Here is a 26,147-nt window from a genome sequence, read left to right as displayed (position 1 = left end):
AATTGCGTTATCTGCTGGGCGACGACATGGCTGCCGAGCGCCTGGTCGATGCACTGGCCGACTGGCTCGACGCCGACAGTGATACCCGTCTGCAGGGCGCCGAGAGTGCCCAGTACCTGCGTCAGCAACCCGCACGGCTGGCGGCCAATCAGCCGATGCTCGACACCAGCGAGCTGAACCTGTTGCTGGAGCCGGATGCCGCTCGCCAGGCTCGTTATCCGATGCTGTGCGCCTTGCCCCAGGTCACCGGCTGGCGCCTGAATGCCAATGCGCTGGGGCTGGAGCACCTACCGTTGCTGGAAGCGCTGTACGAGGGGCGCTATTCGCGCTCTTTGCTCAGCCGCATCATCACCGGGCGACCGGCGTCGGGGTATGCGGATGCGGCCGCGTTGCGCCAGGCGCTGGGGGCGGTGGATGACGAGACGTTCGAACGACTGAGTGAAGGCTTGCTGCTCAACAGTGGGTACTTCCTGTTGCAGCTGTCGTTCGAAGAGGAGGGCAGGATGATGCGCAGCGAGTTTCAGGTAGAGGCGCTTGGGGTGGTGCAATGGCATGCGCGGGTGCCAGCACAGCAGGTGCGGGTGCGTAGCCGGGAGCCCATGGCCTGGTAAAGCTTGAGAGTACTGGGGCCGCAGAGCGGCCCCAGATCGATCAGGCGGTGCCGATCTCCCCGCCATCATTGCGCTGAATCACCACCGTCGAAGCCCGTGGCCTTACAGTCGCCCCAGCCGGCGTAGCATCGGTGGCCTTGTCGGTATAAGGCCAGTTCCCCGGATGCTGAATGTTGACGAACAAGGTCTTGTTGTCCGGGGTAAAGGAAATCCCGGTCACCTCGCAATCATTCGGCCCGACAAAGAACCGGCGCAGGGCCACCTGGTTCTGTGCGTTCACCGGTACCTGCTTGCCGCTGGCATCCACCAGGTCGGTGGGGATCACCGCCAGCAGTTGGTCGTTGGTGTAGTCGGTCAAGGTGGTTTCGCCGTTGTCGGTTTCGAACCACAGAATGCCACGGCTATCGAAACTCATGCCGTCGGGGCTGGCGAACTGGTTGAGCTCGGTCAGGCCGGAACGATTGATGTCGGCAGTGCCGGCAGCGTTGGCGCCGAACACGAAGATGTCCCAGGTAAAGCTCAGCTGGTCGTCACTGTCGTGCCAGCGAATGATGTGGCCGTGACGGTTCGGGCCACGCGGGTTGGCTGCATCGACCTTTTCCGGGGTGCGTGCGCTGTTGTTGGTCAGGGTCAGGTACACGTCGCCGTTCAGTGGGTTGACCGTGGTCCATTCCGGGCGGTCCATCGGCGTTGCGCCCACGGCATCGCCGGCACCACGGGTGTTGAGGATGATGCCTGGCAGGTCACCATACAGTGCACCCAGGGTGCTGCCGGCCTTGGTGGCGGTGCCCACGTCCAGCAGCAGCCATACGCCGGTGCCATCGGCATTGAAGCGGGCCACGTAGAGCTTGCCCTGGTCGAGGTACTTGGCGCCGGTGGCCAGGCGATTGGCCGGGTTGGCGTCGGCGGCGTCCCACACGGCGGTGGACACCCACTTGTACAGGTACTCGTTGTTCGAGTCGTCACCCATGTACCACACCAGCGGCTTGCCCGCGACGGGAAGGCCTGGGGCGCAGCCCTCGTGGCGGAAACGGCCCAGCGCGGTACGCTTGGTGGCCAGGGTACTGCTGTTGTAGGGGTCGATCTCGACGATGTAGCCGTAGGTGCTGGCTTCGTTGCGGTAGTCGTCGCTGGCGCTGGCGCCCTTGATGGTCACGTCGAAGCGGGCGAATTCGTCGGCCACCTCGGTGCTGTCACCGGCAGCGCTTTCCCACTTGTACTGGCCACTGGAGGTGCCCACGCCAATACGGCGCTGGTCCTCGGGGCGGGTGCCTTTGTTGACGAAGATGCCCGGCCAGTTCTCTTCGCAGGTCAGGTAGGTGCCCCACGGGGTATAGCCGTTGCCGCAGTTGTTGTTGGTGCCACGGCAGTGAGTGCCGGCGGTGGAGTACTTGGTCTTGACGTGGTCGGTGCCGCGCAGCGGCCCGGTGATTTCCATGCGCGAGGCAGTGGTGAAGCGGCGGTTCAGCGGGTCGTTGTCGACCACCTGCCAACGGCCGTTGATTTTCTGCAGGCGTACCACGCCGGCACCGTGGGCGTTGATTTCCTTGCGCACTTCTTCGGCCGGGCGCTTGCCGTTCACATCGGTGGTCGGGCCGGCCGGGTGCAGGGCCGCGGTGTCGATGTATTCGAAGTTGATCGCCAGCAGGCCGTCTTCCGAGCTGCCGTTGATGGGGAAGAAGTGCATGCCGTCATGGTGCATGCCCATGGCGTTGGCCTGGTCGGTCGAGGTGTTGCTGCCGTCGGACTTCCACGGGTTGCCGTTGCTGTTCAGCGGCGTACCCCAGGGCGCCAGCACGTAGGCGCTATAGCCAGCGGCGACGACACAGGCGTCGGTGCGCGAACCTGGGATGGACTGGAAGCCCAACGCCAGTTTCGGTACTTCCGGTTCGGTGACTGGCGGCTCGGTCACCGGTGGCTCGGTGACGGGGTCATCGTGATCGGAGCCGCCACCGTCGAAGCAGCCTGTCAGGCCGGTACCGGCGATCATGGCGATGGCGGCGCCCAGGCTACCGCGCATCACGCTGCGACGGCTCAGGTAGGCGTCCATGACGTTGGCCATCGGCAGGTTGCCGCTTTGGTTCCGGTCCAGGTTGTCGCCGGTATCTCGACTCATCAGGGTGTCCTTATATTGGCTGAGTTAGAAGAACCCGCGACTTTAGGGGGAAAATATGATGATTCATTGGCAGAAATGTTAAGGGGTTTTTAAAACGACTCGCTCTTAGAAAAGCTTCTGACAGATCAATTTGGAATGTCTGTCGGATTTCTGCCATCAAACTGTAATGCCAACGCCGCAACATCCGGGGCCCTGAATGAACGCGGAAAAGGATGGCGGGTGCGATGGCGAGCAGTGTGCACAGGCGCGAAGTGATCGGCTGGATGGGTATCGGTGCCTTGGCACCGCTGCTCGGCGCCTGCACTGCCTTCCCAGGGCAGCAGGGCGGTAACGCCCACCTCGACTTGCTCTATGTAGCCGATACCCTCGATGCCCGCCAACCTGGCCTGGCCGTGGTGCCGGCTACCCGGCTGGGACCGGTCAGCCACCTGGGCCGCGCGCCATGGATGACAGGCAGCAGCGCCAGCATCGCCTACCCGCAACTGGCGCCGCTGCTCGATGCGAATCAGGCTGGGGCTGCCCAGTTGGGCGGCTATGCGGTGCTGGCGGCGTTGCTGGAGCAGCTGCGCGGCGAGGCCGGTGCCGGCAACAGCCTCACCCTGGAAAACGGCCAAGGCTGGAATGGCAGTGGCCTGGCTTACCTGACCCAGGGCGAAAGTGGAGTGCAAGGCAGCCAACTGCTGGGCGTCGAAGCGCGGGTCAGCAGCGACGAGCGGGTACTGTGGCCACAACGCAGCCCAGGGCTCTATCGCCAGGCAAGCCCCCTTACCTTGGCTGCCGGGCTGGCAGACGCGCAACGCCAGGCATTCGGCCTGGAAGCCTTGCACGTCTTCGAGCGCGGCGGTGCGCGCATTGCGGTGGTTGGCGTGACCGACCCTTATGCCCAGGACCAGAAAGCTTCGCTCAAACAGTGGTACCAGTCACTGCAGCCGGTATTCGAGCAGGCCCGGCGCGAGGCGGACCTGGTGGTGGCCATGGCCGATGTGGGCACAGGCCCCGGCCTGTGGCTGGCTGAACGGTTGCCGCAAATCGATGTGCTGCTGTGCGCCCGTGGCCAGGACTTGTGGCCGGCGCCGGTCGAAGTAACCCAGGCCAGCGGCCGCCGCGTGCCGGTGTTGTTCGCCGGCTGCCGGGGCAGCGGTGCGTTCCGCCTGCGCTGCCAACGTGTGGCCGGGCTGTGGCAGTTCGACGGGCGCTTCTTCCCGGCCTTTGAACAACAACTGGCGCCTGCCGCGCAGCTGCGCGTCGCGCAGTTTCAGGCACAACTACGCCAGCAACGTGCCGGCCACGCGGCCTGGCTCGATCAGCCGTTGGCCCGCGCACCCCAGGCCTTGTGGCGCCGCGATACCCGAGGCGGCAGCTGGGACCGCCTGCTGCATCAAGCCCTGGCTGACGACAGCAGCATGCCCGTGCTGTTGCCGGGCCTGCGTTATGACTACCCGCTGCCGGCGGGAGCGTCCATCACCCGCGAACACTTGATCAGCCTTACCGGCGGTTACCCGGCGCCGGTGGTCGAAGCGCCGGCTCGGCAGGTCGAGCAAGTGCTGGAGAACGCTGCAGAACAATTGTTCGGCGACCCGCTGCTGCTGGACAACAGCCAGGACCTGCCGCGCTGGCAGGGCCAGGCCTGGCGCGTCAGCTACAGCCCGCAAGGCAAGCGCATCACTGGCCTGGAGCCCGTGCAGGGCCTGTGCCGCACCTTTGGCCTGCAATTCGACAGTCAAGCCGGCGAGCCCCTGTGGCAGCGGGTCGAAGCCTGGCTGGCCCGGCAAGGTGCCGACTGGCAACTGGTGCCGCTGCAACTGCCCGAAGTGCGTTACGTGCAGGGGCACCCGGGCTGGCATCCACGGCAGTTGGCCTCGTGACCCTCGCCTCGCGCGTGTTCACGGGCGCTGGCCTGACCTTGGCCGGCTGGCTCGCTGCACAGTGTGTGCTGCAACTGAGCCGTCAGCCGCAACCCGCCACGGCGCCTGCGGCGGTCGACAGCCCGCTGCCCGGGCTGATGGTTGGCCACTGGCAAGCGCCCATCGACGACGGTGCCATTGCCCTTACTCGCTTGCCACTGCAATACCTCGGCGGCCTCAAGGCGCAGCCATTGGCATCCAGTGTGGTGGTGCTGCGCTACGGCGAGCAAGTACGCACTCTAGCCCGTGGCCAGCGCCTGGCACCTGGGATCGTGCTGCAGGACATCGACAGCGATGGCCTGATTTTCAACAACCAGGGGCGGCGCGAACGCCTGCCCTGGCCGCCACGCCCTGCCGTGACCGGCTTCAAGCGGCAAGGATGAACGATGCCTGTTAGATACTGCGTGGCGGCCGCGCTGAGCGTGGCCTTGTCCATGGCCTGCGCTGAAGAACCGGTGTTCGATGACAACGGCACGCCGATGTACGAAGTGAACTTCGTCGATACCGAGCTTGGCGAGTTCATCGACAGTGTGTCGCGCATCACCGGCACCACCTTCATCGTCGACCCCAGGGTCAAGGGCAAGGTCACCGTGCGCACCGTCGACCTGCACGACGCCGATGCCATCTATGACATCTTCCTGGCCCAACTGCGCGCCCAGGGTTATGCCACCGTCGACCTGCCCAACGGCAGCGTGAAGATCGTCCCCGACCAGGCCGCACGCCTGGAACCGGTGCCGGTGGAGGCGGGCGGGCAGCAGGGCGAGGGCAGCGACAGCGTGGCCACTCGGGTATTCAACGTGCGTAACGCCGCCAGTGAACAAGTCCTGGGCATTCTCAAGCCGCTGATCGACCCACGGGTTGGGGTGATTACACCGTATCCGGCGGCGCATCAGCTGGTGGTGACCGACTGGCGCAGCAACCTGGAACGCATCGCCAGCCTGCTGCGCCAGCTCGACCGCCCAGAGGAGGCACAAGGCAGCGGCAGTACCCAGGTGATCTACCTGCGCCATGCCAATGCCGGTGAAGTGGTCAAGGTGCTGCGCGGGCTCAGCCAGGAAGGTGCGGTGCCAGCTGAAGCGCCCGGAGAAGGAGAAAGCAAGGACAGGCCGGTGATGGCCGCCTCCGCAGGCCCAAGTATCCGCTTGGAGTACGAAGAGGGCACTAACGCCGTGGTCATGGTCGGCCCCGACAGCGAGCTGGCGGCGTATCGTGCCATTGTCGAGCAACTGGACATTCGTCGCGCCCAGGTGGTGGTCGAGGCGATCATCGCCGAGGTATCGGACAGCAGCGCTCAGGAGCTGGGTGTGCAATGGCTGTTCGCCGACGAAAAGTTCGGTGCCGGTATCGTCAACTTCGGCAGCAATGGCGTGAATATCGCCAACATCGCCGGGGCCGCCGCCAGTGGTGACAACGAGGCCCTCGGCGACTTGCTGTCCACCACGGCGGGTGCCACGGCGGGCATCGGCCATTTCGGCGGCGGCTTCAACTTCGCCATGCTGGTCAACGCGCTGAAGGGCAAAAGCGGCTTCAACCTGCTGTCCACGCCCACCTTGCTGACCCTGGACAACGCCGAAGCGTCGATCCTGGTCGGCCAGGAAGTGCCTTTCGTCACCGGCTCGGTGACGCAGAACAACGCCAACCCGTACCAGACCATCGAACGCAAGGAAGTCGGGGTGAAGCTGCGCATCAAGCCGCAGATCAACATCGACAACAGCGTGCGCCTGGACATCGTCCAGGAAGTGTCGTCGATTGCCGACTCCAGCGCGGCCAGTGACGTGATCACCAACAAGCGCGAGATCAAGACCAAGGTCATGGTCGAGGACAACGGCCTGGTGATTCTCGGCGGCCTGATCAGCGACGAATTGAGCACCAGCAACCAGCGTGTGCCGCTGCTTGGCGACATCCCTTATCTGGGCCGGTTGTTCCGCTCCGATGCCAGCAAGAACACCAAGCAGAACCTGATGGTGTTCATCCGCCCGCGCATCCTGCGCGATGGGCCCAGCCTGGCGGGGCTCAGCGAAGACAAATACCGCACCTTGCAGCAGACCACACCGCTGCAATTGCCAGACCTTGCACAGGGCACGCCACTGTTGCAGGTATTTCCCTCCAGCCGCGCGCGCCTGGAAGGCGGTGACTGGTGATGCTGCCCTATCGCCAGGCACGGCTGAGCGGGGTGGCCATGGCTGCGACGGAGCAGGGTTGGCAGTTGTGGCTAAGGCCCGACGCCGACAGCGCGCAGTTGCAGGAGCTGTTGCGCGTGCATGGCCAACCCTGCGCGCTTGAATACCTGGAGCCCGCAGTATTCGATGAGCGCTTGGGCCAGCTGTACCAGGCCGGCGATGCGGCCACTGCAGCGCTGATCGAAGGGATTGGCGACCAGGTCGACCTGGACAGCCTGATGAGCGAGATGCCGCGCATCGAAGACTTGCTGGAAAGCGACGACGAAGCCCCGGTAATCCGCTTGATCAACGGCCTGTTCGGCCAGGCGCTGCGCCTGCGTGCCTCGGACATTCATATCGAGACGTTCGAACAAAGCCTGGTGGTGCGCCTGAGGGTCGATGGCCACCTGCGCGAAGTGCTGCGCCCGCCGCGAGCGTTGTCGGCGATGCTGGTGTCACGGATCAAGGTCATGGCCCGCCTGGACATCGCAGAAAAACGCCAGCCCCAGGATGGGCGCATCACTTTGCGCGCGGCGGGACGCGAAGTGGACGTGCGGGTCTCGACCTTGCCCGGCATCCATGGCGAGCGGGTGGTGATGCGGGTACTCGACAAGCAGGCCAGCCTGTTGGCGCTGGAAAACCTGGGCATGCCGGCGGCGGTGTTGCAGGGCCTGCGCAGCTGCCTGGCGCGGCCCAACGGTATCGTGTTGTCCACTGGGCCAACCGGTTCGGGCAAGACCACCACCCTGTACGCCAGCCTCAACAGCCTCAACGACGGCAGCCGCAACATCCTCACCGTTGAGGACCCGGTGGAGTATGCCATCGCAGGCATTGGCCAGACCGCCATCAACCCGCGTGCCGGGCTGACGTTCGCCAGTGGCCTGCGCGCCATCCTGCGTCAGGACCCGGACGTGATCATGCTCGGCGAAATCCGCGACCAGGAGACCGCACAGATCGCCGTGCAGGCCAGCCTCACCGGCCATCTGGTGCTCTCTACCCTGCACACCAACAGTGCCGTGGGCGCGGTGACCCGGCTACGTGACATGGGTATCGAGCCGTTCCTGATTGCCTCGTGTCTGCGCGGTGTACTGGCCCAGCGCCTGGTGCGGCGCTTGTGCAGTTGTGCCGTGGCGCACCCATTGCAACCGGCCGAGCGTGACCTGTGGCCAGAGCTGGCTGCACTGGGCAGCAGTTACCACGCGGTCGGCTGCGAGCAGTGCCAGGGCAGCGGATACATCGGCCGCCTGGGCCTGTACGAATTCATCGAACTGGACGCCGGGCTGATCGGCCTGTTGTATGACGGCGCCAGCGAACTGGCCATGCAGGCCTACCTCGGTGAGCGCCGGCAAAGCCTGGTGGCGATGGCCAGCGAGTGCCTGGCCCGTGGCGAGACCAGCCTGGCCGAAGTGCTGCGCGCGGTGCAGGGCTAAGGCATGCCGACCTATCGCTACCAGGCCGTGGACCTCGCGGGCAAATCGCACAAGGCCAGCCTGCAGGCTGACAATGAGCGCCACGCCCGCCAGCTGTTGCGCGAGCAGGGCCTGTTTGCCCGCCAGTTGCAGCGCCACGAAGCCGGTGTCCAGCGACCCCGGCGCCAGCGGCTTAGCCGCGCCCAGCTGTGTGAATTGACCCGTCAACTGGCCACCTTGATCGGGGCCGGCATCCCCTTGGTCGATGCCCTGGCCACCCTGGAACGGCAACTGCGCCAGCCCGCCTTGCACAGTGTGCTGGTGGCCCTGCGCGGCTCGCTTGCCGAAGGCCTGGGCCTGGCTCGCAGCCTGGCCCGGCAGGGCGCACCTTTCACTGGCCTGTACTGCGCGCTGGTCGAGGCTGGCGAACGTTCCGGGCGCCTGGCCCAGGTGCTGACCCGCTTGGCCGATCATTTGGAACAGGTGCAACGGCAGCAGCACAAGGCCCGCACTGCGCTGATCTACCCCACGGTACTGATGGGGGTGTCGCTTGCCGTGGTCATCGGCCTGATGACATTCGTCGTGCCCAAACTCACCGAACAATTTGCCCATGCCGGGCAGAGCCTGCCACTGATCACCTCGTTGCTGATTGGCCTGAGCCAGGGCTTGGTGCTGGCAGGGCCGTGGATGGTAGGGCTGGCGCTGATGCTCGCCGTGCTGGGTGGCTGGTTGCTGCGCAAGCCGCATTGGTGTCTGCGCCGCGACCAACTGCTGTTGCGCCTGCCGCGCATCGGCGGCCTGGTGCAGGTGCTGGAAAGCGCACGCCTGGCACGCAGCCTGGCGATTCTCAGTGGCAGCGGCGTGGCCCTGCTCGAAGCCTTGCACGTGGCCACCGACACCATCGGCAACCGGCGTATCCGCCTGGCCATGGAGCAGGTACGCCAGCAAGTGCAGGGCGGCACCAGCCTGCACCGTGCGCTGGATGCCTGCCAGCAATTCCCGCCGCTGCTGGTGAACATGGTCGGCAGCGGCGAGGCCAGCGGCACCCTGGCCGACATGCTCGAGCGTGTGGCCGACGACCAGGAGCGCGGCTTTGCCCGCCAGGTGGATACCGCCATGGCGCTGTTCGAACCCCTGATGATTCTGGTGATGGGCGCCGTGGTGCTGTTCATCGTGCTGGCGGTGCTGCTGCCGATCATGCAACTCAACCAGGGCCTGCAACTGTGACGACAAGGAGTATTGCCATGCAGCATCGACGTAATCGCCAACGCGGTTTTACCCTCATGGAGATCATGGTGGTGATCTTCATCATCGGCCTGCTGATTGCCGTGGTTGCCCCCAGCGTGCTGGGCAACCAGGACAAGGCCATGAAGCAGAAGGTGATGGCCGACCTGGCTACCCTGGAGCAAGCGCTGGACATGTATCGGCTGGACAACCTGCGCTTTCCCAGCAGTGAACAGGGCCTGGCCGCGCTGGTGAAAAAGCCGGCCCAGGAGCCGCTGCCACGGGCCTGGCGCAGTGACGGCTATGTACGCCGCCTGCCGCAAGACCCGTGGGGCACCCCTTACCAGTACCGTATGCCGGGCGAGCATGGCCGGGTCGATGTGTACTCGCTGGGCGCCGATGGCCAACCGGGCGGCGAAGGTCAGGACGCCGACCTGGGCAACTGGGCGCTGTAACCGGTGCGTGGTCAGCGGGGTTTCAGCCTGATCGAGTTGCTGGTGGTGTTGGCCATCGCCGGGCTGATGACCGGGCTGGCAGTAGCCGGGTTCGGCAGTGGCCAGGTCGGTGTCGAGCAGGCTCTGCAACGGCTGGTGGCTGAGACCCGCAGCCAGGCCGCGCTGGCCAGGCATGCCGGGCAATTGCGCGGGCTGCGCTGGAATGGCCAGCGCCCGGAGTTCGTCCGGCGCGAGGGCAATGCCTGGGTGGTTGAAGCGGTCGCGCTCGGCGACTGGCCCAAGGGCCTGCACCCGGACTGGCCCGTCAGCCCACAGCCCCGCCTGATGTTCACCCCCCATGGCTGGGCTCAGCCGGGCAGCGTGCGTTGGCGCTGGGCTGATGGCGGCCAGCGCTGGGCGTGGGACCGCGATGGTCGTTTGCAGGTGGCGCCATGAAGCCGCGTCAGTGCGGCTTCACCTTGCTGGAAGTGACCGTGGCCTTGGCGATTGCTGCCGTGCTGGCCGTCATCACCAGCCAGGTTCTGCGCCAGCGCCTGGCGGTGCAGGAAAACCTGCAGCAGCACCGCCTTGGCCTGCTGTGCGCGCGCGAGCTGCAAACCCGCTTTGCCGTCGAACAGTATTGGCCTGCTGCCAATCAGGTGAATGGCGAGCTGAGCCAGGGCGGCTTGCCATGTCATTGGCAACTGCAACTGCGCCGTACCGGGGTGCGCGACTTACGCCGTGGTGAACTGCGGCTTTTCGCCGACCGCGACCAGCGCCTGCCGTTGGGCCAGTACACCGTGTTTCTGGAGCGCCCATGAAACGCTACCAGGCGGGCCTGACCCTGATCGAACTGATGGTCGCCCTGGCCCTGACCGCCTTGCTTGGCATCATGCTCGCCGCCTTGGTCAATGGCTGGCTCAAGGTGCGCGAACGCCTGCTGGTGACCACGCAGGAAAGCTCGGTGCTGGAGTTCTGCCTGGCCCTGGAGCGGCGGTTCGACAGCCCGGTACTGCGCCGGGTCTACGACCAGCGCCTACCCCTGGCCAGCCGCTGGCTGGACTGGCAGCCCGCCAGCCACCAGTTGCTGTGGGTCGCCAGCACCGGCCTACCCGCAGCCGAAGGCGGATCGCGCCTGCAACGCCAGCGCCTGCGCTTCGAGGCCCGTGAGCAGCGCCTGCTGCTGGAAAGTTCGGCCGACCTTTACGCCGCCGCTGCCCCTCGATGGATACAGCGTGAACGGCTCGACCGGGTCAGTGCAATGAATGTTCTGTACTACCAGGGCGGCCGCTGGCTGGCCTGGCCTTCCGATCAACCGGCGCACCCCGGCCGTGGTGTGCGCCTGGAACTGCAGCGTGATGGAGCCCCTTATGTCTGCACCTTCGCCCTCCCATGGGGGCGCTCATGAAACGTGAATGGCGGCGGCCGTCGGCCCAGCCATGGCTATTGCTGCGGCCGGGCGGGGTCTGGCAGTGGGCACTGGTCAAGGGCGGTATCGTGCAATGTGATGGGCAGGGTGAGCCGCCGGCAAACCTGCAGGCGCGTATTGCGTTGGTCCTGCCTGCCGAGGCCTGCAGCCATTTCCGCGTGCCGGCCCCGCCCGGCCTCAAGCGCGAAGAATGGCCGTTGCTGCTCGAAGACCGCCTGCTACAGGCCACGGATGAGGTGGCCTGTGCCTGCCTGGCCCGTGAGCCCGGGCACCTTCGCCTGTTGGTCGTGGCGCGTCAGCAATTGGACGACTGGCGCGGGCAATGTGCTGAATGGGGTTTGCAGGTGGAGCGTTGCTGGGCCGAGTTGCAGTTACTGCCATTGCCCGAGGCAGGGGGCGCCTGGTTATGGCAACGCACCCCCGGCATGTCCTTGTACAAAGGGCTGAGCGAAGACGGGCAGGAACACTGGCTGGCTTGGCCAGATGCCTTGGGTAACGCGCCGTCGCACCCGTGGGACGAGTTGCACAAGACATCGCTGAGCGGTAACTGGCCAACTGCGTTTGCATCGCTCGACTCACTGCCTGGCCTGTTCGATCGCGACCGCAAGGCGCGCGCTTTGCCGGTGCCGTCCCGCCAGCAACAGCGGCTGCTTGCGGCTTGCCTGGTGCTGGCAGCGGTTTGGGCGGGGCTTTGGTTGAGCCAGCAATGGCGCCAGGCGCAACTCTGGCGCAGCCAGGTCATTGCCGTGACTGGCGAGCAAGCCAGCCCCCGGCATGCCGCACAGGCACTCAAGGGCCTGCGCGAGCGTGCGCTGCAACAGCAACTGCGCACCCGTCAGCTGGACGACCTGCAAGTACGTTTGCAGGCCTGGATGCGTGAAAACCCCGGTTGGCGCCTGCAGGCGGTGCGTTTCGATGGACAACGCTGGCACCTGAGTCTGGCAGGCGAGGGCAGTACGCCGCCATGGAGCGACATGGCCGCTGCCGCTGGCGCCACGGTGCAGATTCAAGGCGACCAAGTGATCTTCGACCTGGGAGCGGCCTCATGAACCGGGACTGGCTGCAGCGTCATCGCTTGACGTTTGCCTGGGCATTGATTGCCCTGTTGCTGGCCTTCCTGGCCCTGCGCGCAGGCGTCGAGCAGTGGCGCGAGCTCAGCCTGTGGCGCGGGCTGGCCGAACAGGCCGCCGGCCTGCACGGCGGGCCGGGGTTGAGCCTGGAGCGGTTGCGCCAGTCGGCCCATGCGCGGCAGATCGAGCTGGCCGACGTCGATGCCCAAGGCAACGCCTGGCAGTTGCGCGGCGAGGTGGCCGATGAGCAAGCGCTGCAAGGGTGGTTGCAGAGCTTGCGTGCAGAAGGCGTTCAGACCTTGCAATGGGGGCTGGAGCAGCATGGCAAGGGGTTGCAGTTCGACGTGGTGGTGCAGCCATGAGGCGCGGCAGCGTGGTGTGGATGTGTTTGGTTTTCGCACTGACATTGCTCGTGGAACTGCCTGCCGATTGGTTGGCGCGCGGGCTTGGCCTGCCCGCGCGTGATGTCAGTGGCAGCCTGTGGCAAGGCCAGGCGCAGCAGTTGGGGCCACTCGGGCCGTTGCGCTGGACAGTACAGCCTTGGCGCCTGCAGGCAAGCGCACAGTTGGGCTTGCAGGGCCAAGGCTGGCACCTGCGCGGCGAAGGTTGGCCGTGGCGTTGGCGGCTGGAAGCAGCAGCCATGGGCCCCCAGGCAACTGTACACATGGATTATCGGTTGGCCGGGCAGTGGCAGGGCACGCTGCGTATGCAGGGGGCGGGCAGCGAGTGTCAAGCCAGCGAAGGCCGGCTGACAGTGGCTGATCTTGCCCTGAGCGAGCCATGGTCGCTGGGCTTGGGGCAGGGTTGGCTGGAAATGGATTGCCGCAGCGGCTGGCACCTGCGCGGGCAGTTGGCGCAGCCGGGGCAGCATCAATTGAGCGTGGATGCCGACCTGCCCGGGGGCCGGGCACAGGTGCTGTTCGAGCTGCAGCCAGAGGCGGCGTTGACCCCATTGTTGCGGGGCGCCCAATGGCTTGGGCCACAGGCACTGGTGGGGCAGCGAGACCTTCGCTGGTAGGCGACAAGGTTGCTACTGCATGGCGACACTGTCGATGCGGAAGCAACCTTGCGTTGGGTCGCGCTTGTGGCTATTGCTTCTTGCCCTGCACACTCGAAGCCCATTGCTCGCTGCGGCTATGCCCACTGGTTCTCAACAACCCAAGGTCCAGCGCATTCTCGCCATCCGCTGCCCCTTTGCCCTTGGCCATATCGGCGATTGCCGTGCCCAGGTCCACCGGTGAGTTGGACGCATCGATCGATACGTCCCGGCGATAGTCATTACCGCTCAGCGTTTCTTGAGTGATCGAGTCGGCGTCGAGCCCCACGGCGCCCCTGGCCGACTGCAAACGTGCCCCCACCAGATGAGCGTTGCCACCCACCTGCAGGTCGATACCATCGCTGCCTTTGAGCGTGGCCTGATGGGCCACGCTGTCACGCTGCACGTGCGAAACGTCGAGGCTTAGGGTCGGCGAGAGCCCTGGGTCTGCCTTGCTCAAGGCGGAGCCGGCTTTTTTCTCGACCTTGCCCCCCAGAGGCCCGGCCACCGAAGTGGCCGCGTTGACATAGCCCTGCGGGTTTTTCTCCTGGCTCAGCCTGGCATCCCCTTTGACGCTCAGGGTGTCGACGCGGTCCTTGCGGCTGGCGATACGCAGGTCACCGTCGATCACGCCACCAATATGCCCCGCTACCAGGGTGGCGCCTTCGATGCGGGTATCGCCGCGGCTTTGCAGGTCGATGCGCTCGGCGCGCAGGTCATTGGCATTCCAGGTGAGGTTGTCGCGCTTGTCGAACTCTACCTTGAGGCGGCCATGCAGGCCGCGGGTATCCAGCGCGCCCTTGGCCATGTCGAAACCGGCGCCGGCGGTGATGTCGAGGTTGTCGCGTCGCTCCTGGTTGGAAGAGGCTTCCACCAGCATGCCGCCGTTCGAAGCGTCGAGGGTCATTCGTTCGGTCGAGGCCTGAAGGCCTTGCAGGTGCAGGGCGATATCCTCGCGGGCGTTGCTGCTCAGGGTCAGTGCGCCGTTGCTGGCAAACTGGGCATCAATCGCCTGGTGTGCATTTTCTTCCTGTTTGCCGTGGCTGAAGTGGCCACCCAATGCTCCCCCCTTGGTCGTGCCTGCCTTGACCGCCAGCTCCAGGCCGCCGCCCAGCTTGGCGCCTGTGGCTTGCTGGGTATTGCTGGCGGCCTTGACCCGCAGTTGGCCGCCGCTCTGCACCAGGATGTCGCCAACCTTGGCCTCGCGGCTGCCAATGCGGGTACCTTCGAGCAGCAGGTCGGCACCGCTGGTCAGTCGCACCTCGCCCTTGGCGTCGACTTGTGCCACTTGAGCCGTGCTCTGCGTGCTCAGCGTTTGACTGTGGTCGAGATAGCCACGGCCATTGACGCCGGTGCTGCCCGGACGGTTGCCAACTTTGGCCCAGGCATTGCCATCGAGCTGGCGTGACTGTTGTTCGGCCTGGTCGGTCGCCTGTGACAAGGTTAGAGAGCCAGCACTGTGCATGACCACGCTACCTTCGCCGCCATCGATGCGGGCCCCTTCGTAGCGGCCATCGCTGCCCAGCTGTACCTGGATACCCTGTTGCCCGTACAGGCTGCCGGGCACGGCGGTGCTGGCGATATCCTTGCTTTCCAGCGACCCTCCCTGGCCAGCGGCGCGTACGTTCAGGTCCTCGCCGGTGCTGGTGTCCAGGCGCACGTCGCCGCCATAGGCCAGGCGTTGCACGGTCACTTCCTGGGTGTTCTCGGCCGCGTGCATCTGGTGCTGCTGCGCCTCGATCTGCAGCGCGCCGGCGTTGGCCTGCCAAGCTGTTCCCTGGTCTGCGAGGGTGTCGGCCTTGACCTCGACCTTGGCCCCGGAAAACTCGCTCACCCGAGCCAAGCTGCGACGCTGGTTTTCCAGGCGCTTGAGGTGTTCGACGGTCATGTCGGCACCGATGCTGGGTGGCGCCATGGCATCTTCGGGCGAGGCTTGCTGGAAGCGTGCGGCTTCCTCACCCAGCACCAGGCGTTCGATGGGGCGGGTAAGGTCGCGGTACTCGACACTGGCGCCCAGGCTGGCAGACCAGTTGTCACGGCTTTGCTCATGTTCCTGGGTATCCTGCAGCGCGCGGTTATCGATGCGTTCGGCGGTCACCTGCAGGGAGTTGCCGGCCTCGACGTGCGCGGTCTCGGTGAGCAGTGCATCACTGCGCAATTTCAGATCGCCGCTGGCCTGCAACGCGCTGCGCTGCACCTTGCTCTCGCGCTCGGTCTGCACCTCACGGTTGTGATGGCCTTCGAACAAACTGCCCAAGCGGTCGATGCCGCCGGTTACCGTCAACCCGCCACCGCTATGGGTGGTAGTGGTGGTCGCGTCACGCTCATTACGGGCCGCACCCAGCGTCACTTCCTGAGCCTGTACGTCGAGGTCGCCGGCAGTGGCCTGGACCTTGCTGCCCTTGACCTGCAGGTGCGCGCCACTGTTCATGCCCACCGAGGCGCCCTTAAGCTCACTGGCAACCTGGTGGGTGGTGCGCTGCTTGCTGGTGCTGTTGGCGACCTCATATGCCACGCCAGCCGCGTACTGGCGGGATTCTGGCTTGCCATCCTCGGCTTCCTGGGTTTGCCTGGCGCTGGCCGTGAAGCCGCGTTGCTGGTCGCGGGTTTCGCGTTCATCGACCGATTGTGCACTGCCAATCAGCAGGTCGCCTTTGGCCTCCACTTGCAGGTGTTTGCCCGCTTCGACCTTGGCGCCCTGAATGCGCAATTCTTCGGCACTGGCCAGGCGCAGGTTGCTGGCCGAGCTGACGTCGCTGACCAGCACCTGCTGTTTGCGGTCTGTACCTTCGTGTTCGCTGCCAATCAGGCCGAACAGTTTGCTGTCGCTGGAGCGGTTGGTGGAGGTGCTGCTGGCGTGGTCTGCCTCGATGGCCAGCGAACCTTTTTCGCTGTAGAGCACGGCGTCCTGCTTGCCGTGCACGCTACTGCCGGTGATAGCGACCTGCTCGGCAGCCACGGTGAGCTTGCCCTCGCTGGCGACCGTGCTGCCTGCAACGGCCTTGCCCTCGGTGTCCTTGCCTTGGCGATCACCAAAGAAGGTGCCCGATACCAGGTCGCCGCGATAGTCGCGTTTGGTTCCGCGTTCCTGCAATGTGGTGGTGCCGATGTCTGCCTGTTTTGCCTGGATGGCCAAATCGCCGCGGCTGTGCAGGCTGCTGCCTTGCACATCGAGCTTGCCGCTTGCCTTGATCGCCATGTGCTTGGCGCCGAGCGTACTGCCCTTTGCGGTTTCCTTGAGCTGGTCGGTATCGCTGTCACCGCGCCATAAATCCTTGCGGTGGCGCACCTGCTCTTCAGTGCGCTGGCTATCGATGCCGGCCACGATGTCCAGGCCGGCGCCACTGTCGACGATCAGCTCGTTGCCTGCGTCCACCTTTGCTGCAGCCAGGCGCATGTCCTCGCCAGACTGCAACAGCACGCTGTCGCTGCCCTGCAATTGACTGCCCTGCTGCTGTTGGTGAGTGGTGGTGGTTTTGCGGCTGTAGGTTTCGCGGGTGATGAACAAGAACTTCTTGTTCCAGCTGTCGTTGTTGTGCTCGATGTGCTTGCGGGTCTGGGCGTCCAGTGTGAGCTTCTTGCCGGCGCGGGCTTCGATGCTTGCGGCCTGGCCGTTGACCGCATCAAGTATCAGGTCATCGGCAGCGGTGAGTTTCAGTGTACCGCGCTCGCTACGTAGCTCGGTGGGGTTGTCGACTTTGCCGCTGATATGCAAACCGCCTGCCGATTGGATGTCGACGCCCTCGGTGCCCATGACCTGTGATGCCCCCATGCGCACTCCCGCGCCTTCGGCAGTGCTCACCACACGGATACGCCCAGCGCGCATTGCACCGAACAGGCTGGCATCAATGCTCGAAGAGGGGCTGGGCAGGTGTTCCACAACATCGCCACTGCGACTGTCCACACGGTTGCGACCAACCGTGATGTTGAGCGCTTCGCCGGCCGTGAGCAGGCCTTTGCTGTCCACGCGCGGTGCAATCAGCTCGAGCGCGCCACTGGCATTGCTCTGGCCATTTTCCAGTACCTGCAGGGTGCCGCTGGCCGTGAGTGTGTCCAGGTATTTGAGCTGCTGCTCTTCGAAAGCCGGGGTTCCCACCACGAAGCCAGCACGGGTGGTGTTGATGAAGCTGCCGCCATTGAGGGTGATGCCATTGGGGTTGGCCAGGATGTAGTCGGCTGGGCGCCCGAAGATTTCCTGTGGCCCTTCGATCAACGAGGCGTTGCGGCTGACCACTTCGTTGAGGATGGTCGAGGCGGCCTGGCCCTGAAACTGCGGGTTGGCCGCCAGGGCACCGGCCAGCTGCGACCGCCCGGCCTCGGTGGCGTTGTTCAACACCAAGCCAGGGGTGCCAACGTTGTAGTCGATGAACTGGTTGTGCGACAGCCCGCTGGCGTTGGGCGGCACGATGTCGATGACCGGTACTCCATGGCCGTTGTGGATGATCGGGGTGCCTGCCGGGCCGGCTGTTGCATCCAGGCCGTTCTGGGCCAGAGCGGCGCTGGGGCCCAGCAACGTGAGGAAGATGGACCAGCGCAAGATATTTGGGCGGATAGGTGGTAACTGCGAGAGTGTTTGCATTTTCTCGTTCTCTTTGTTGTGGGTGAATCAGATGTTCAGGGTCCAGTCCATTACCCAGAAGCCGGGCTCCAGCAGTGGGCGGGGCAGGTCGCTGGTGTACAAGGCGCGTTGATAGTCCAGGCGCAGGCGACTGCCGGGCAGGCTCAGTTCCAGCCCCGCGGCGGCCCCGGCCAGGCGCTGTGACGGTTTGCCTTCGGCCGTGCGGGCCCAGCCCAGGTCCAGGCCGATGTAGGGGCGTACCTCGATGGGATAGGCCCAGGTCAGGGGCAGCGGTTGGCTGAGCGTGTTGCGCCAAACCGCGCTGCTGGCGCCGGAGTAGGTGCGCTGGCGAAAGCCGCGCACAGCCGAGTCGTCACTGACCAGCAACTGTTCGACGGCAGGCAAGGGGGTATGGCTGTACTGCACACCCAGCTCGCTCTGCCAGCGCCACGGGGCAGGGGCCGGGCCCTGACGCAAATGCAGCAGGTTGGCGCGGTACTTGCGAAAGTTCGGGCGCAGGCGTTGCGCACCCAGCGGCGAGCGGTCAGCGCCCAGGGCGTCGATGCCTTGAGCAACCCCGAAGTAGCCATTCCACAAGCCCTCTTCGAGCCACAACAGGTTGATACCGGCCTCTACCGAGGCCAGTGTCGGGCTCTGCTGGACGATGACCGCGCCAGCGCTGCGGTTGATCAGTTGCTTGCGGTCCAGGCGGATGCTGGCGCTGAGCATGCCTTGCTGGTTGCGCCACAACACCCGCTCGACACTCAGGCCCTGGTAACTGCTGCTGCCGTCGGCCGCCTTGTCGCTGTGGGGAAGTGGCGCCCGGTAGCGTAGCTGGCTGGCGCTGAGCGCAACGGTCCAGGCGCCGTAGGGGATGCTGTAGTACAGCGACACACCCTGGCTTTGCCCAGGCGCTTCGAGCACCGTTGTGGTCAGCGACAGGCGCAGGTCGTCATTGATGCCCAAAGGGCTGTCCAGGCCAATGCCGAGGTTGACGCGGTGGCGGCCGGTCAATTCGCTGCCACGGTTGTCGAAGCGGCTGTCCAGGTGCCAGCGTGAAGCCACTTTGTGTGGCTGCACGACAACGCGGGTACCCCCCTGCAGTTCGCCGGGCAGCAGAGCGGCGCCCAGCTCGTAGGCGCGCAGGCGGTTGAGTTGGTCCAGGCCTTGCTCAAGGTCCGGCAGGTACAGGGGCTGCCCGAGCAGGCCGGGAAATGCATTGGCGAGGGACAAGGGCAGGTCGGGGCCTGCCAGTTCAATGGACTCGACAAAGCCTTCGACAATGACGATATCCAACGGTGCACCGTCTTCTGGAAGTTGCCGCAGGTAAGGCCGGCTGGTCGGGTAGCCGGCCTGCACGTAGCGCTGGGTGATGGCTTTCAGTAGCCGGTTGATGTCGGCGATGCCCATGCAGGCAGGGGTGAGGGCACGGATGGTTGGCGCCAGCGCTGGGTTCGAAAGCTGCTGGTTGCCGGCCACGCGCACGCCATCGATGGCCCAGCAGCGAGCGTGGTGCGGGAGGGGGGCAGTGGTGTCGCTGGGGGCGGTTGGGGCGGGTATACGCTGCCAGCGCTCAAGACGCTGCTGTTGCTCCAGCTGTCGCAGCCCATGCTGTTGGTCGCGCAACTGCTGGCTGGCTGGGTCGTCGGCCAGCGCCTGGGTGATGGACAGCACGCCTGACAGGCAAAAGGCTGGCAGCCAACGGGCGATGCGGTGAATCAGGCACGGCATTGAAGCACCCCGCAAATGATGTACGGTTTTCGTACTCGTCTGCGTGGATGCTAAGAATTAAGTCATTCGCCTGGATGCAGTACCCTGCCTAAGCGCTTGTCAGGCAAGTTCTCGCAAACCTGCGGGAAAACTCCTACAACCTTTGCTGGAAGGCCCTATATCAGGGCCGGATCTCGATCAGCGTCCCATCGCGTACCAGTTCCCATACTTCCTGCATGTCGCGGTTACGCATGGCAATGCAGCCATCGGTCCAGTCCAGGGTATGGAAGTACCATTCCGGGTATTCATCGTTGATCGGCGTGCCATGGATCATGATCATGCTGCCGGCACTCACCCCTTCACGGGTAGCGCGGGCGGCATCGCTGATGTTCGGGTAGTTGATGTGCATGGCCAGGTTGAAGCGGTCGCTCTGCTTGCGCCAGTCCAGCCAGTACAAACCCTCGGGGGTTTTCTTGTCGCCCTCGCGCTCCTTGGCGCCCTTGGGCTGCTTGCCAAGCGAGATACGGTAGGTTTTCAGCGGCTCGCCACGGCTGATCAACTGCAGGCGGCGCTCGGACTTGATTACCAGCACCTTGTCGATCAACGGCTGCATGGCCTGCTGCGAAGGCGAGGGCGTTTGCGCTGCCGGCACGGGCTTGCGGATGATGGTCTCGGTGAAGGCCGCTTGGGACACCGAGGTAACGCAAAGGCAGAAAAGGGCAAGCAACCAGCGCATGTAACGGTATCCCTGAAGGCTTCTTCTATGTAGAGGTGGTGGTCGTGACGCTCATCGGCGGCAGGTATTCATGACCTATGGGGTAATGCTGCCCGAGGCGGTCGCGATAGTAGCATTCTAGTGTGCGCGTGACGGTGCGGAAAGCCAGCTCGCCCCACGGTATCTCATGTTCTTCGAACAAGCGCACCTCCAGGCTTTCGACACCGACGGCGAAGTCCAGGTCCGTCAATTCGGCGCGGAAGAACACATGCACCTGGTTGATGTGCGGCAAATCGAACAGTTGATACAGCGACGTTGGCCCGACCCGGGCGCAGGCTTCCTCGACGGTTTCGCGACGGGCGGCCTGGTCGAGGGTTTCGCCGTTTTCCATGAAACCGGCGGGCAGGGTCCAGAAGCCCCGACGCGGCTCGATGGCGCGCCGGCACAGCAGCACCTGGCTGCCCCAGGTCGGCAATACACCGGCAACGATATTGGGGTTTTGGTAGTGGATGGTCTGGCAAGACTCGCAGACATACCGCAGGCGGCTGTCGCCCTGGGGGATCTGTTGAGTGACCGGTTGGCCGCACGCGCTGCAGAATTTCATGTGTAGATCCTTATGTTCACGGCTATCTTGGCGCGGCCACCGTGCCGCCGCAAGCGCTGGGGCTTGGGTGCTTCGCGGCTTTCGTGCATCATGCAAGACAGGCCTTGGACATGAGCGTGCGCAATGCTGGACGAGCTACTTCGCCGAATGAGCAACCATCACCCCGCATCACTGGAAACCGACCGACGGTTTCCCGAAGCGGCGGTTCTCTTGCCCATTACCCGCAGCGAAGCGCCCGAACTGGTATTGACCCTGCGCGCCAAGGGGCTGTCTACCCACGGCGGTGAAGTCGCCTTTCCCGGTGGTCGGCGTGACCCGGAAGACCCAGACCTGGTATTTACCGCCCTGCGTGAAGCCGAGGAAGAGATCGGCCTGCCGCCTGGCCTGGTAGAGGTGATCGGCCCGCTCAGCCCGCTTATTTCACTGCATGGCCTGAAAGTGACACCATTCGTCGGGCTTATCCCCGACTTCGTCGAATACCGCGCCAACGACGCCGAAATCGCGGCAGTATTCACCGTACCGCTGGAGTTCTTCCGGCAGGACCCGCGTGACCATACCCACCGTATCGATTACCAGGGGCGTAGCTGGTATGTGCCAAGCTATCGCTACGGTGAATACAAGATCTGGGGGTTGTCGGCGATCATGATCGTCGAGCTGGTCAACGTGCTGTTCGATGCCGGCATCAGCTTGCACCAGCCCCCTGAGCGTTACATCAAAAACTGAACGGGGCCTACCCCGTCGTCTGCGTTGCAGCCTGAGGAGCGTTCATGAAATACCGCCTGGGTAACCTGCGCGTCGAAACCCACCCCACCAGTTGGGCTGCCCCCAATGCCACGCTGATTGGCAACGTGCGCCTGCAAGCCGATGCCAGCGTGTGGTTCGGCGCGGTTCTGCGCGGCGATAACGAGCTGATCGACATCGGCGAGGGCAGCAACGTGCAAGATGGCACGGTAATGCACACCGACATGGGCTCGCCGCTGACCTTGGGCAAGGGGGTGACCGTTGGTCACAACGCCATGTTGCATGGCTGCACGGTAGGCGACTACAGCCTGGTGGGTATCAATGCCGTCATCCTTAATGGTGCGCGCATTGGCAAGCACTGCATCATCGGCGCCAATGCGCTGATTGCCGAGGGCAAGGAAATCCCCGATGGTTCTCTGGTGATGGGCTCGCCAGGCAAGGTGGTGCGCGAACTGAACGAGCAGCAGAAGCGCATGCTTGAAGCCAGCGCCGCGCATTACGTGCACAATGCCCAGCGTTATGCGCGCGATTTGGTGGTTGATGATGAGTGAAGTTGTTGAACGGCCGGTGGCTTCACCGTGCGTAAGCATTTGCGCGCTGGACGAGCAGGATATCTGCACTGGATGCCAGCGTACCGTGGCCGAAATCGGCCGCTGGGGGCGGATGGACAATGACGAGCGCCGGGCGGTGCTGAAGCTGTGCCATGAGCGCGCAGTACAAGCCGGGCTCGTCCTCTAGGCGCGGCGTTGCCTGTCGAGGGGGCTGGCGGTACTCTGTAGGGCTTGCCCACAGATGACCCGCCATGTTCTATCTGATTGCCTATATCAGCAGCGTAGTGCTGATCAACTACGCCTTCTCCAGTGCCCCGCACCTGGACATCATCTGGTCTGCCTGGGGCGGCCTGGTATTCATCCTGCGCGACATGGTGCAGACCCGCTTCGGTCACGGTGCCCTGGTCGCCATGCTGGTGGCGCTGGTGCTGTCGTATGTCACTTCCGAGCCGGCCATCGCGCTGGCCAGTGCCACTGCGTTCTTCATCTCCGAGCTGATCGACTGGCTGGTGTTCAGCATCACCCGTCGGCCGCTGCGCGATCGCCTGTGGCTGAGCTCGGCGCTGAGTATTCCGGTGGACACCTTCATCTTCTTCGGCATGATCGGGGCCTTGACCCCGGCGGTGGTCGGCACGGCCATGGCCTCGAAGTTCGCCGGTGTCACCGCCGTGTGGCTGGCCATGGCATTTCGCGCCCGGCGGGCTGCCGTTGCGGGTTGATGGTGTAGAATAGCGGTCCTTTTTCAGCGGGCCACACCAAGCCTGGTGCGGCCCCGGATGCCTTCGAGGACCTGAAATGACCCGTATCGGAACCCCATTGTCGCCCACCGCGACCCGTGTACTGCTCTGCGGCTGTGGCGAGCTGGGCAAGGAAGTGGTGATCGAGCTGCAGCGCCTGGGCGTCGAAGTAATCGCCGTCGACCGTTACGCCAATGCCCCGGCCATGCAGGTGGCGCACCGCAGCCATGTGGTCAACATGCTCGATGGCGTTGCCCTGCGCGCGGTGATCGAGGCCGAGAAACCGCACTACATCGTTCCGGAAATCGAAGCCATCGCCACCGCCACCCTGGTCGAGCTGGAAAACGAAGGCTTCAACGTAGTACCGACCGCGCGTGCCACCCAACTGACCATGAACCGCGAAGGCATCCGCCGCCTGGCTGCCGAAGAGCTGGACCTGCCAACCTCGCCGTACCACTTCGCCGACACCTTCGAGGACTACGCCAAGGCCGTTGCCGACGTGGGCTACCCGTGCGTGGTCAAGCCGGTGATGAGCTCGTCGGGTAAGGGCCAGAGCCTGCTGCGCAGCGATGCCGACCTGCAGAAGTCGTGGGACTACGCCCAGGAAGGCGGCCGCGCTGGCAAAGGCCGGGTGATCGTCGAGGGCTTCATCGACTTCGAATACGAGATCACCCTGCTGACCGTGCGCCACGTGGGGGGCACCACCTTCCTCGAACCTGTCGGCCACCGTCAGGAGAAGGGCGACTATCAGGAATCCTGGCAGCCACAGGCCATGAGCCCCAAGGCGCTGGCTGAGTCGCAGCGCGTGGCCAAGGCGGTCACCGATGCCTTGGGTGGTCGCGGCCTGTTTGGCGTAGAGCTGTTCGTGAAGGGTGACCAGGTGTGGTTCAGCGAAGTGTCGCCGCGCCCGCATGACACCGGGCTGGTAACCCTGATTTCCCAGGACCTGTCGCAATTCGCCCTGCATGCCCGCGCCATTCTTGGCCTGCCGATTCCAGTGGTGCGTCAGTTTGGTCCGTCGGCCTCGGCAGTGATCTTGCCGGAAGGGCAGTCGCAGCAGACCAGCTTCGCCAACCTGGGGGCGGCGCTGAGCGAGCCCGATACCGCCATTCGCTTGTTTGGCAAGCCGGAAATCAATGGTACCCGCCGTATGGGCGTGTGCCTGGCGCGTGACGAGTCGGTGGAGCTGGCGCGGGCCAAGGCGACCCGCGCTTCGCAGGCGGTCAAGGTAGAGTTCTGATTCGACTGGGGCCGCAACGCGGCCCCAATTGCTTACAGTTCGGTATTGCGAGTCTCTTTCAGGCACAGCACAGCAATCAGGCTGATCACCGCCGCTGCCGACACATAACCCCCCACCCAACTCAAGCCGCCCATGCTCACCAGCTTCTGGGCAAAGAACGGTGCCGCCGAGGCGCCGACGATGCCGCCCAGGTTATACGCCGCCGAAGCCCCGGTATAACGCACATGAGTCGGGAACAGTTCAGGCAGCAGTGCCCCCATCGGTGCGAAGGTCACGCCCATCAGGAACAGCTCGATGGCCAGGAACAGCGCCACGCCCGTGGTCGACCCCGACGTCAGCAGTGGTTCCATGGTAAAGCCCGAAGCGATCGCCAGCAGGCCGCCCACGATCAGCACCGGCTTGCGCCCGTAGCGGTCGCTGAGCCACGCCGACAACGGTGTGGCCAGGGCCATGAACACCACTGCGAAGCACAGCAGGCCAAGGAACGTCTCGCGGCTGTAGCCCAGCGTGGTCACGCCATAGCTCAGCGAGAACACCGTGGAAATGTAGAACAGCGCGTAGCACACCACCATGGCCGCAGCGCCCAGCAAGGTTGGCAGCCAGTATTTGGAGAACAGGTCGACCACCGGCATTTTCACCCGCTCATGGCGGGCAACGGCCTTGGCGAACACTGGGCTTTCTTCGAGCTTCAGGCGTACATACAGGCCCACCAGCACCAGCGCGGCGCTGAGCAGGAACGGAATACGCCAGCCCCACTCACGGAACTGCTCGTCACTGAGCACCAAGGCCAGGGTCAGGAACAGCCCGTTGGCAGCCAAGAAGCCGATCGAAGGGCCTAGCTGCGGGAACATGCCGAACCAGGCACGCTTGCCTTCAGGGGCATTCTCGGTAGCCAGCAGGGCCGCGCCGCCCCATTCCCCGCCCAGGCCCAGGCCTTGGCCAAAACGCAGCAGGCAAAGGATGATCGGTGCCCACATGCCAATGCTGTCGTAGCCCGGCAGTACGCCGATGGCCGTGGTGCAAACGCCCATCAGCAGCAGCGAAGCGACCAGCGTCGACTTGCGGCCAATGCGGTCGCCAAAGTGACCGAACAACGCCGAGCCCAGCGGGCGGGCGAGGAAGGCGATACCGAAGGTGAGGAAGGCAGCCAGCATTTGCGCGGTGCCCGACTCGGACGGGAAGAACACCGGGCCTATCACCAGGGCTGCGGCAGTGGCGTAGACGTAGAAATCGTAGAACTCGATAGCGGTGCCGATGAAGCTGGCGGTGGCGACCCGCGCAGGCGAGTTGACCGGCGCGGCAGGCGCTTGGGCATAGGTGCTGCTTGTCATTAAGTAGGTCCCTAACAGTCTGGTCCGGCTCCATGGGCTTGGCCAGCGTCGGCGTGCAATGCAAAGGGCAGGCACGGTTGCGCGGGCGCCGGAGCGTTTTGTTGTTGTGCGCGCCCGACTGACGATAGCCCAAGGGGGATAGGGGCGGGGCGGGCACTGTTCGGGGTGTTGAAGCAGGACCGCGGGGCGTGTCAGTGGAGCGGACTGGCCGTGGAGCGCCGGGTGCGGGTAGCAGGCGTGACGGCGGGGCTGGGTAAGCGTGACCCGAGTATAGCTATCGGGTCACGGTCCACACCAGTACCTTGCTGGCACAATTGTCCTCTGTTTCGAGGATTTCCAGGCGATAGCGGCCGATCTTCAGGCAAACGGCGCTCTCCGGGATGCTTTCCAGCGCTTCGGTAACCAGCCCGTTGAGGGTTTTCGGCCCACCGTCGCAGGGCAGGTGCCAGCCCAAGGTGCGGTTGATTTCACGTAACGAAGCCGTGCCGTCGATGACGAAGGTGCCATCGGGCTGCGGGTGCACGTGAGGGTTTTCCAGGCTTTGCTCGTCCTCGAACTCGCCGACGAT

25 protein-coding genes are annotated in these 26,147 nt (G+C 64.7%); 18 read left to right on the top strand and 7 right to left on the bottom strand.

Annotated elements, in window-relative coordinates; genetic code table 11:
* Nucleotides 1-611 (top strand): type II secretion system protein GspK (locus APH35_RS24810; protein ID WP_177335393.1); only part of this gene is annotated, 611 nt, incomplete at its 5' end.
* Nucleotides 612-651: 40 nt separating this feature from the next.
* Here the strand turns inward: APH35_RS24810 and APH35_RS24805 are convergent.
* Nucleotides 652-2,727: a PhoX family protein gene (locus APH35_RS24805; protein ID WP_060515688.1), complete on the bottom strand. Its 2,076-nt coding sequence runs from the start codon at nucleotides 2,725-2,727 to the stop codon at nucleotides 652-654.
* A 224-nt stretch (nucleotides 2,728-2,951) separates the two neighbouring features.
* On the opposite strand from APH35_RS24805, the gene APH35_RS24800 reads away from it, so the two are divergent.
* The 12 genes from APH35_RS24800 to gspN are packed head-to-tail and all read left to right on the top strand — an operon-like array spanning nucleotide 2,952 to nucleotide 13,374.
* The gene (locus tag APH35_RS24800) at nucleotides 2,952-4,592 is read left to right on the top strand and encodes a hypothetical protein (protein WP_060515687.1); all 1,641 of its coding nucleotides are present in this window, start codon (nucleotides 2,952-2,954) and stop codon (nucleotides 4,590-4,592) included.
* Entirely contained in the window at nucleotides 4,589-5,014 is a 426-nt protein-coding gene (locus tag APH35_RS24795; protein WP_012270736.1) for a pilus assembly protein PilZ, read from the top strand. Before APH35_RS24800 ends, APH35_RS24795 begins: the two co-directional genes overlap by 4 nt.
* A gap of 3 nt (nucleotides 5,015-5,017) precedes the next feature.
* Nucleotides 5,018-6,772: a type II secretion system secretin GspD gene (gene gspD, locus APH35_RS24790; protein ID WP_177335392.1), complete on the top strand. Its 1,755-nt coding sequence runs from the start codon at nucleotides 5,018-5,020 to the stop codon at nucleotides 6,770-6,772.
* On the top strand, nucleotides 6,772-8,220 hold the full coding sequence (locus APH35_RS24785; protein WP_060515685.1) for a GspE/PulE family protein: 1,449 nt from the start codon (nucleotides 6,772-6,774) through the stop codon (nucleotides 8,218-8,220). Before gspD ends, APH35_RS24785 begins: the two co-directional genes overlap by 1 nt.
* A 3-nt stretch (nucleotides 8,221-8,223) precedes the next feature.
* Nucleotides 8,224-9,426 (top strand): type II secretion system inner membrane protein GspF, encoded by a 1,203-nt coding sequence (gspF, locus tag APH35_RS24780; RefSeq protein WP_012270739.1) that lies wholly within the window; start codon nucleotides 8,224-8,226, stop codon nucleotides 9,424-9,426.
* 17 nt (nucleotides 9,427-9,443) lie between these two features.
* A complete protein-coding gene (gene gspG, locus APH35_RS24775; protein ID WP_012270740.1) occupies nucleotides 9,444-9,878 on the top strand; it encodes a type II secretion system major pseudopilin GspG in 435 nt (144 codons plus the stop codon).
* A gap of 3 nt (nucleotides 9,879-9,881) precedes the next feature.
* Nucleotides 9,882-10,313 (top strand): type II secretion system minor pseudopilin GspH, encoded by a 432-nt coding sequence (gspH, locus tag APH35_RS24770; RefSeq protein WP_060492707.1) that lies wholly within the window; start codon nucleotides 9,882-9,884, stop codon nucleotides 10,311-10,313.
* Nucleotides 10,310-10,678, top strand: a complete 369-nt coding sequence (locus APH35_RS24765) for a type II secretion system protein GspI (RefSeq protein ID WP_060492706.1) — start codon at nucleotides 10,310-10,312, stop codon at nucleotides 10,676-10,678. The genes gspH and APH35_RS24765 overlap by 4 nt, the downstream gene beginning before the upstream one ends.
* Nucleotides 10,675-11,265, top strand: coding sequence for a prepilin-type N-terminal cleavage/methylation domain-containing protein (locus tag APH35_RS24760; protein ID WP_012270743.1), 591 nt, complete (start codon nucleotides 10,675-10,677; stop codon nucleotides 11,263-11,265). The genes APH35_RS24765 and APH35_RS24760 overlap by 4 nt, the downstream gene beginning before the upstream one ends.
* Entirely contained in the window at nucleotides 11,262-12,335 is a 1,074-nt protein-coding gene (gspL, locus tag APH35_RS24755; RefSeq protein ID WP_256098501.1) for a type II secretion system protein GspL, read from the top strand. Before APH35_RS24760 ends, gspL begins: the two co-directional genes overlap by 4 nt.
* Nucleotides 12,332-12,718 (top strand): type II secretion system protein GspM, encoded by a 387-nt coding sequence (gspM, locus tag APH35_RS24750; protein ID WP_060515683.1) that lies wholly within the window; start codon nucleotides 12,332-12,334, stop codon nucleotides 12,716-12,718. The genes gspL and gspM overlap by 4 nt, the downstream gene beginning before the upstream one ends.
* Entirely contained in the window at nucleotides 12,715-13,374 is a 660-nt protein-coding gene (gspN, locus tag APH35_RS24745) for a type II secretion system protein N (protein ID WP_060515682.1), read from the top strand. The genes gspM and gspN overlap by 4 nt, the downstream gene beginning before the upstream one ends.
* A gap of 70 nt (nucleotides 13,375-13,444) precedes the next feature.
* Here gspN and APH35_RS24740 read toward each other — a convergent pair whose 3' ends face one another.
* The 4 genes from APH35_RS24740 to APH35_RS24725 all read right to left on the bottom strand — a co-directional run bounded on the left by APH35_RS24740 (nucleotide 13,445) and on the right by APH35_RS24725 (nucleotide 20,979).
* A complete protein-coding gene (locus APH35_RS24740; RefSeq protein ID WP_060515681.1) occupies nucleotides 13,445-17,971 on the bottom strand; it encodes a hemagglutinin repeat-containing protein in 4,527 nt (1,508 codons plus the stop codon).
* A gap of 27 nt (nucleotides 17,972-17,998) precedes the next feature.
* Nucleotides 17,999-19,681 carry a ShlB/FhaC/HecB family hemolysin secretion/activation protein gene (locus tag APH35_RS24735; RefSeq protein WP_060515680.1) on the bottom strand — a complete coding sequence of 561 codons (1,683 nt, stop codon included), beginning with the start codon at nucleotides 19,679-19,681 and terminating at the stop codon, nucleotides 17,999-18,001.
* Nucleotides 19,682-19,841: 160 nt separating this feature from the next.
* The gene (locus APH35_RS24730; protein ID WP_012270748.1) at nucleotides 19,842-20,396 is read right to left on the bottom strand and encodes a L,D-transpeptidase family protein; all 555 of its coding nucleotides are present in this window, start codon (nucleotides 20,394-20,396) and stop codon (nucleotides 19,842-19,844) included.
* A gap of 25 nt (nucleotides 20,397-20,421) precedes the next feature.
* On the bottom strand, nucleotides 20,422-20,979 hold the full coding sequence (locus APH35_RS24725) for an NUDIX hydrolase (protein ID WP_012270749.1): 558 nt from the start codon (nucleotides 20,977-20,979) through the stop codon (nucleotides 20,422-20,424).
* 123 nt (nucleotides 20,980-21,102) lie between these two features.
* Here APH35_RS24725 and APH35_RS24720 point away from each other — a divergent pair, with 123 nt between their 5' ends.
* The 5 genes from APH35_RS24720 to purT all read left to right on the top strand — a co-directional run bounded on the left by APH35_RS24720 (nucleotide 21,103) and on the right by purT (nucleotide 24,248).
* Nucleotides 21,103-21,702 carry a CoA pyrophosphatase gene (locus APH35_RS24720; protein WP_012270750.1) on the top strand — a complete coding sequence of 200 codons (600 nt, stop codon included), beginning with the start codon at nucleotides 21,103-21,105 and terminating at the stop codon, nucleotides 21,700-21,702.
* A 44-nt stretch (nucleotides 21,703-21,746) separates the two neighbouring features.
* Nucleotides 21,747-22,271: a gamma carbonic anhydrase family protein gene (locus APH35_RS24715; protein WP_060515679.1), complete on the top strand. Its 525-nt coding sequence runs from the start codon at nucleotides 21,747-21,749 to the stop codon at nucleotides 22,269-22,271.
* Nucleotides 22,261-22,458, top strand: a complete 198-nt coding sequence (locus APH35_RS24710) for a DUF1289 domain-containing protein (protein WP_060515678.1) — start codon at nucleotides 22,261-22,263, stop codon at nucleotides 22,456-22,458. Before APH35_RS24715 ends, APH35_RS24710 begins: the two co-directional genes overlap by 11 nt.
* Nucleotides 22,459-22,522: 64 nt before the next feature.
* Nucleotides 22,523-22,990, top strand: coding sequence for a VUT family protein (locus tag APH35_RS24705; protein ID WP_060492700.1), 468 nt, complete (start codon nucleotides 22,523-22,525; stop codon nucleotides 22,988-22,990).
* Nucleotides 22,991-23,066: 76 nt separating this feature from the next.
* The gene (gene purT, locus APH35_RS24700) at nucleotides 23,067-24,248 is read left to right on the top strand and encodes a formate-dependent phosphoribosylglycinamide formyltransferase (RefSeq protein WP_012270754.1); all 1,182 of its coding nucleotides are present in this window, start codon (nucleotides 23,067-23,069) and stop codon (nucleotides 24,246-24,248) included.
* Between the two features lie 32 nt (nucleotides 24,249-24,280).
* Here purT and APH35_RS24695 read toward each other — a convergent pair whose 3' ends face one another.
* A complete protein-coding gene (locus tag APH35_RS24695) occupies nucleotides 24,281-25,579 on the bottom strand; it encodes an MFS transporter (protein WP_012270755.1) in 1,299 nt (432 codons plus the stop codon).
* 274 nt (nucleotides 25,580-25,853) lie between these two features.
* Nucleotides 25,854-26,147: transporter associated domain-containing protein (locus APH35_RS24690; RefSeq protein WP_305728976.1), on the bottom strand; the 294-nt coding region annotated here is incomplete at its 5' end.

The organism is Pseudomonas sp. NBRC 111132 (genome assembly GCF_001320565.1).
Classification (GTDB): domain Bacteria; phylum Pseudomonadota; class Gammaproteobacteria; order Pseudomonadales; family Pseudomonadaceae; genus Aquipseudomonas; species Aquipseudomonas putida_P.
The sequence above is the reverse complement of the archived record's forward strand: the minus strand, read 5'-3'. Positions and strand labels throughout refer to the sequence as shown.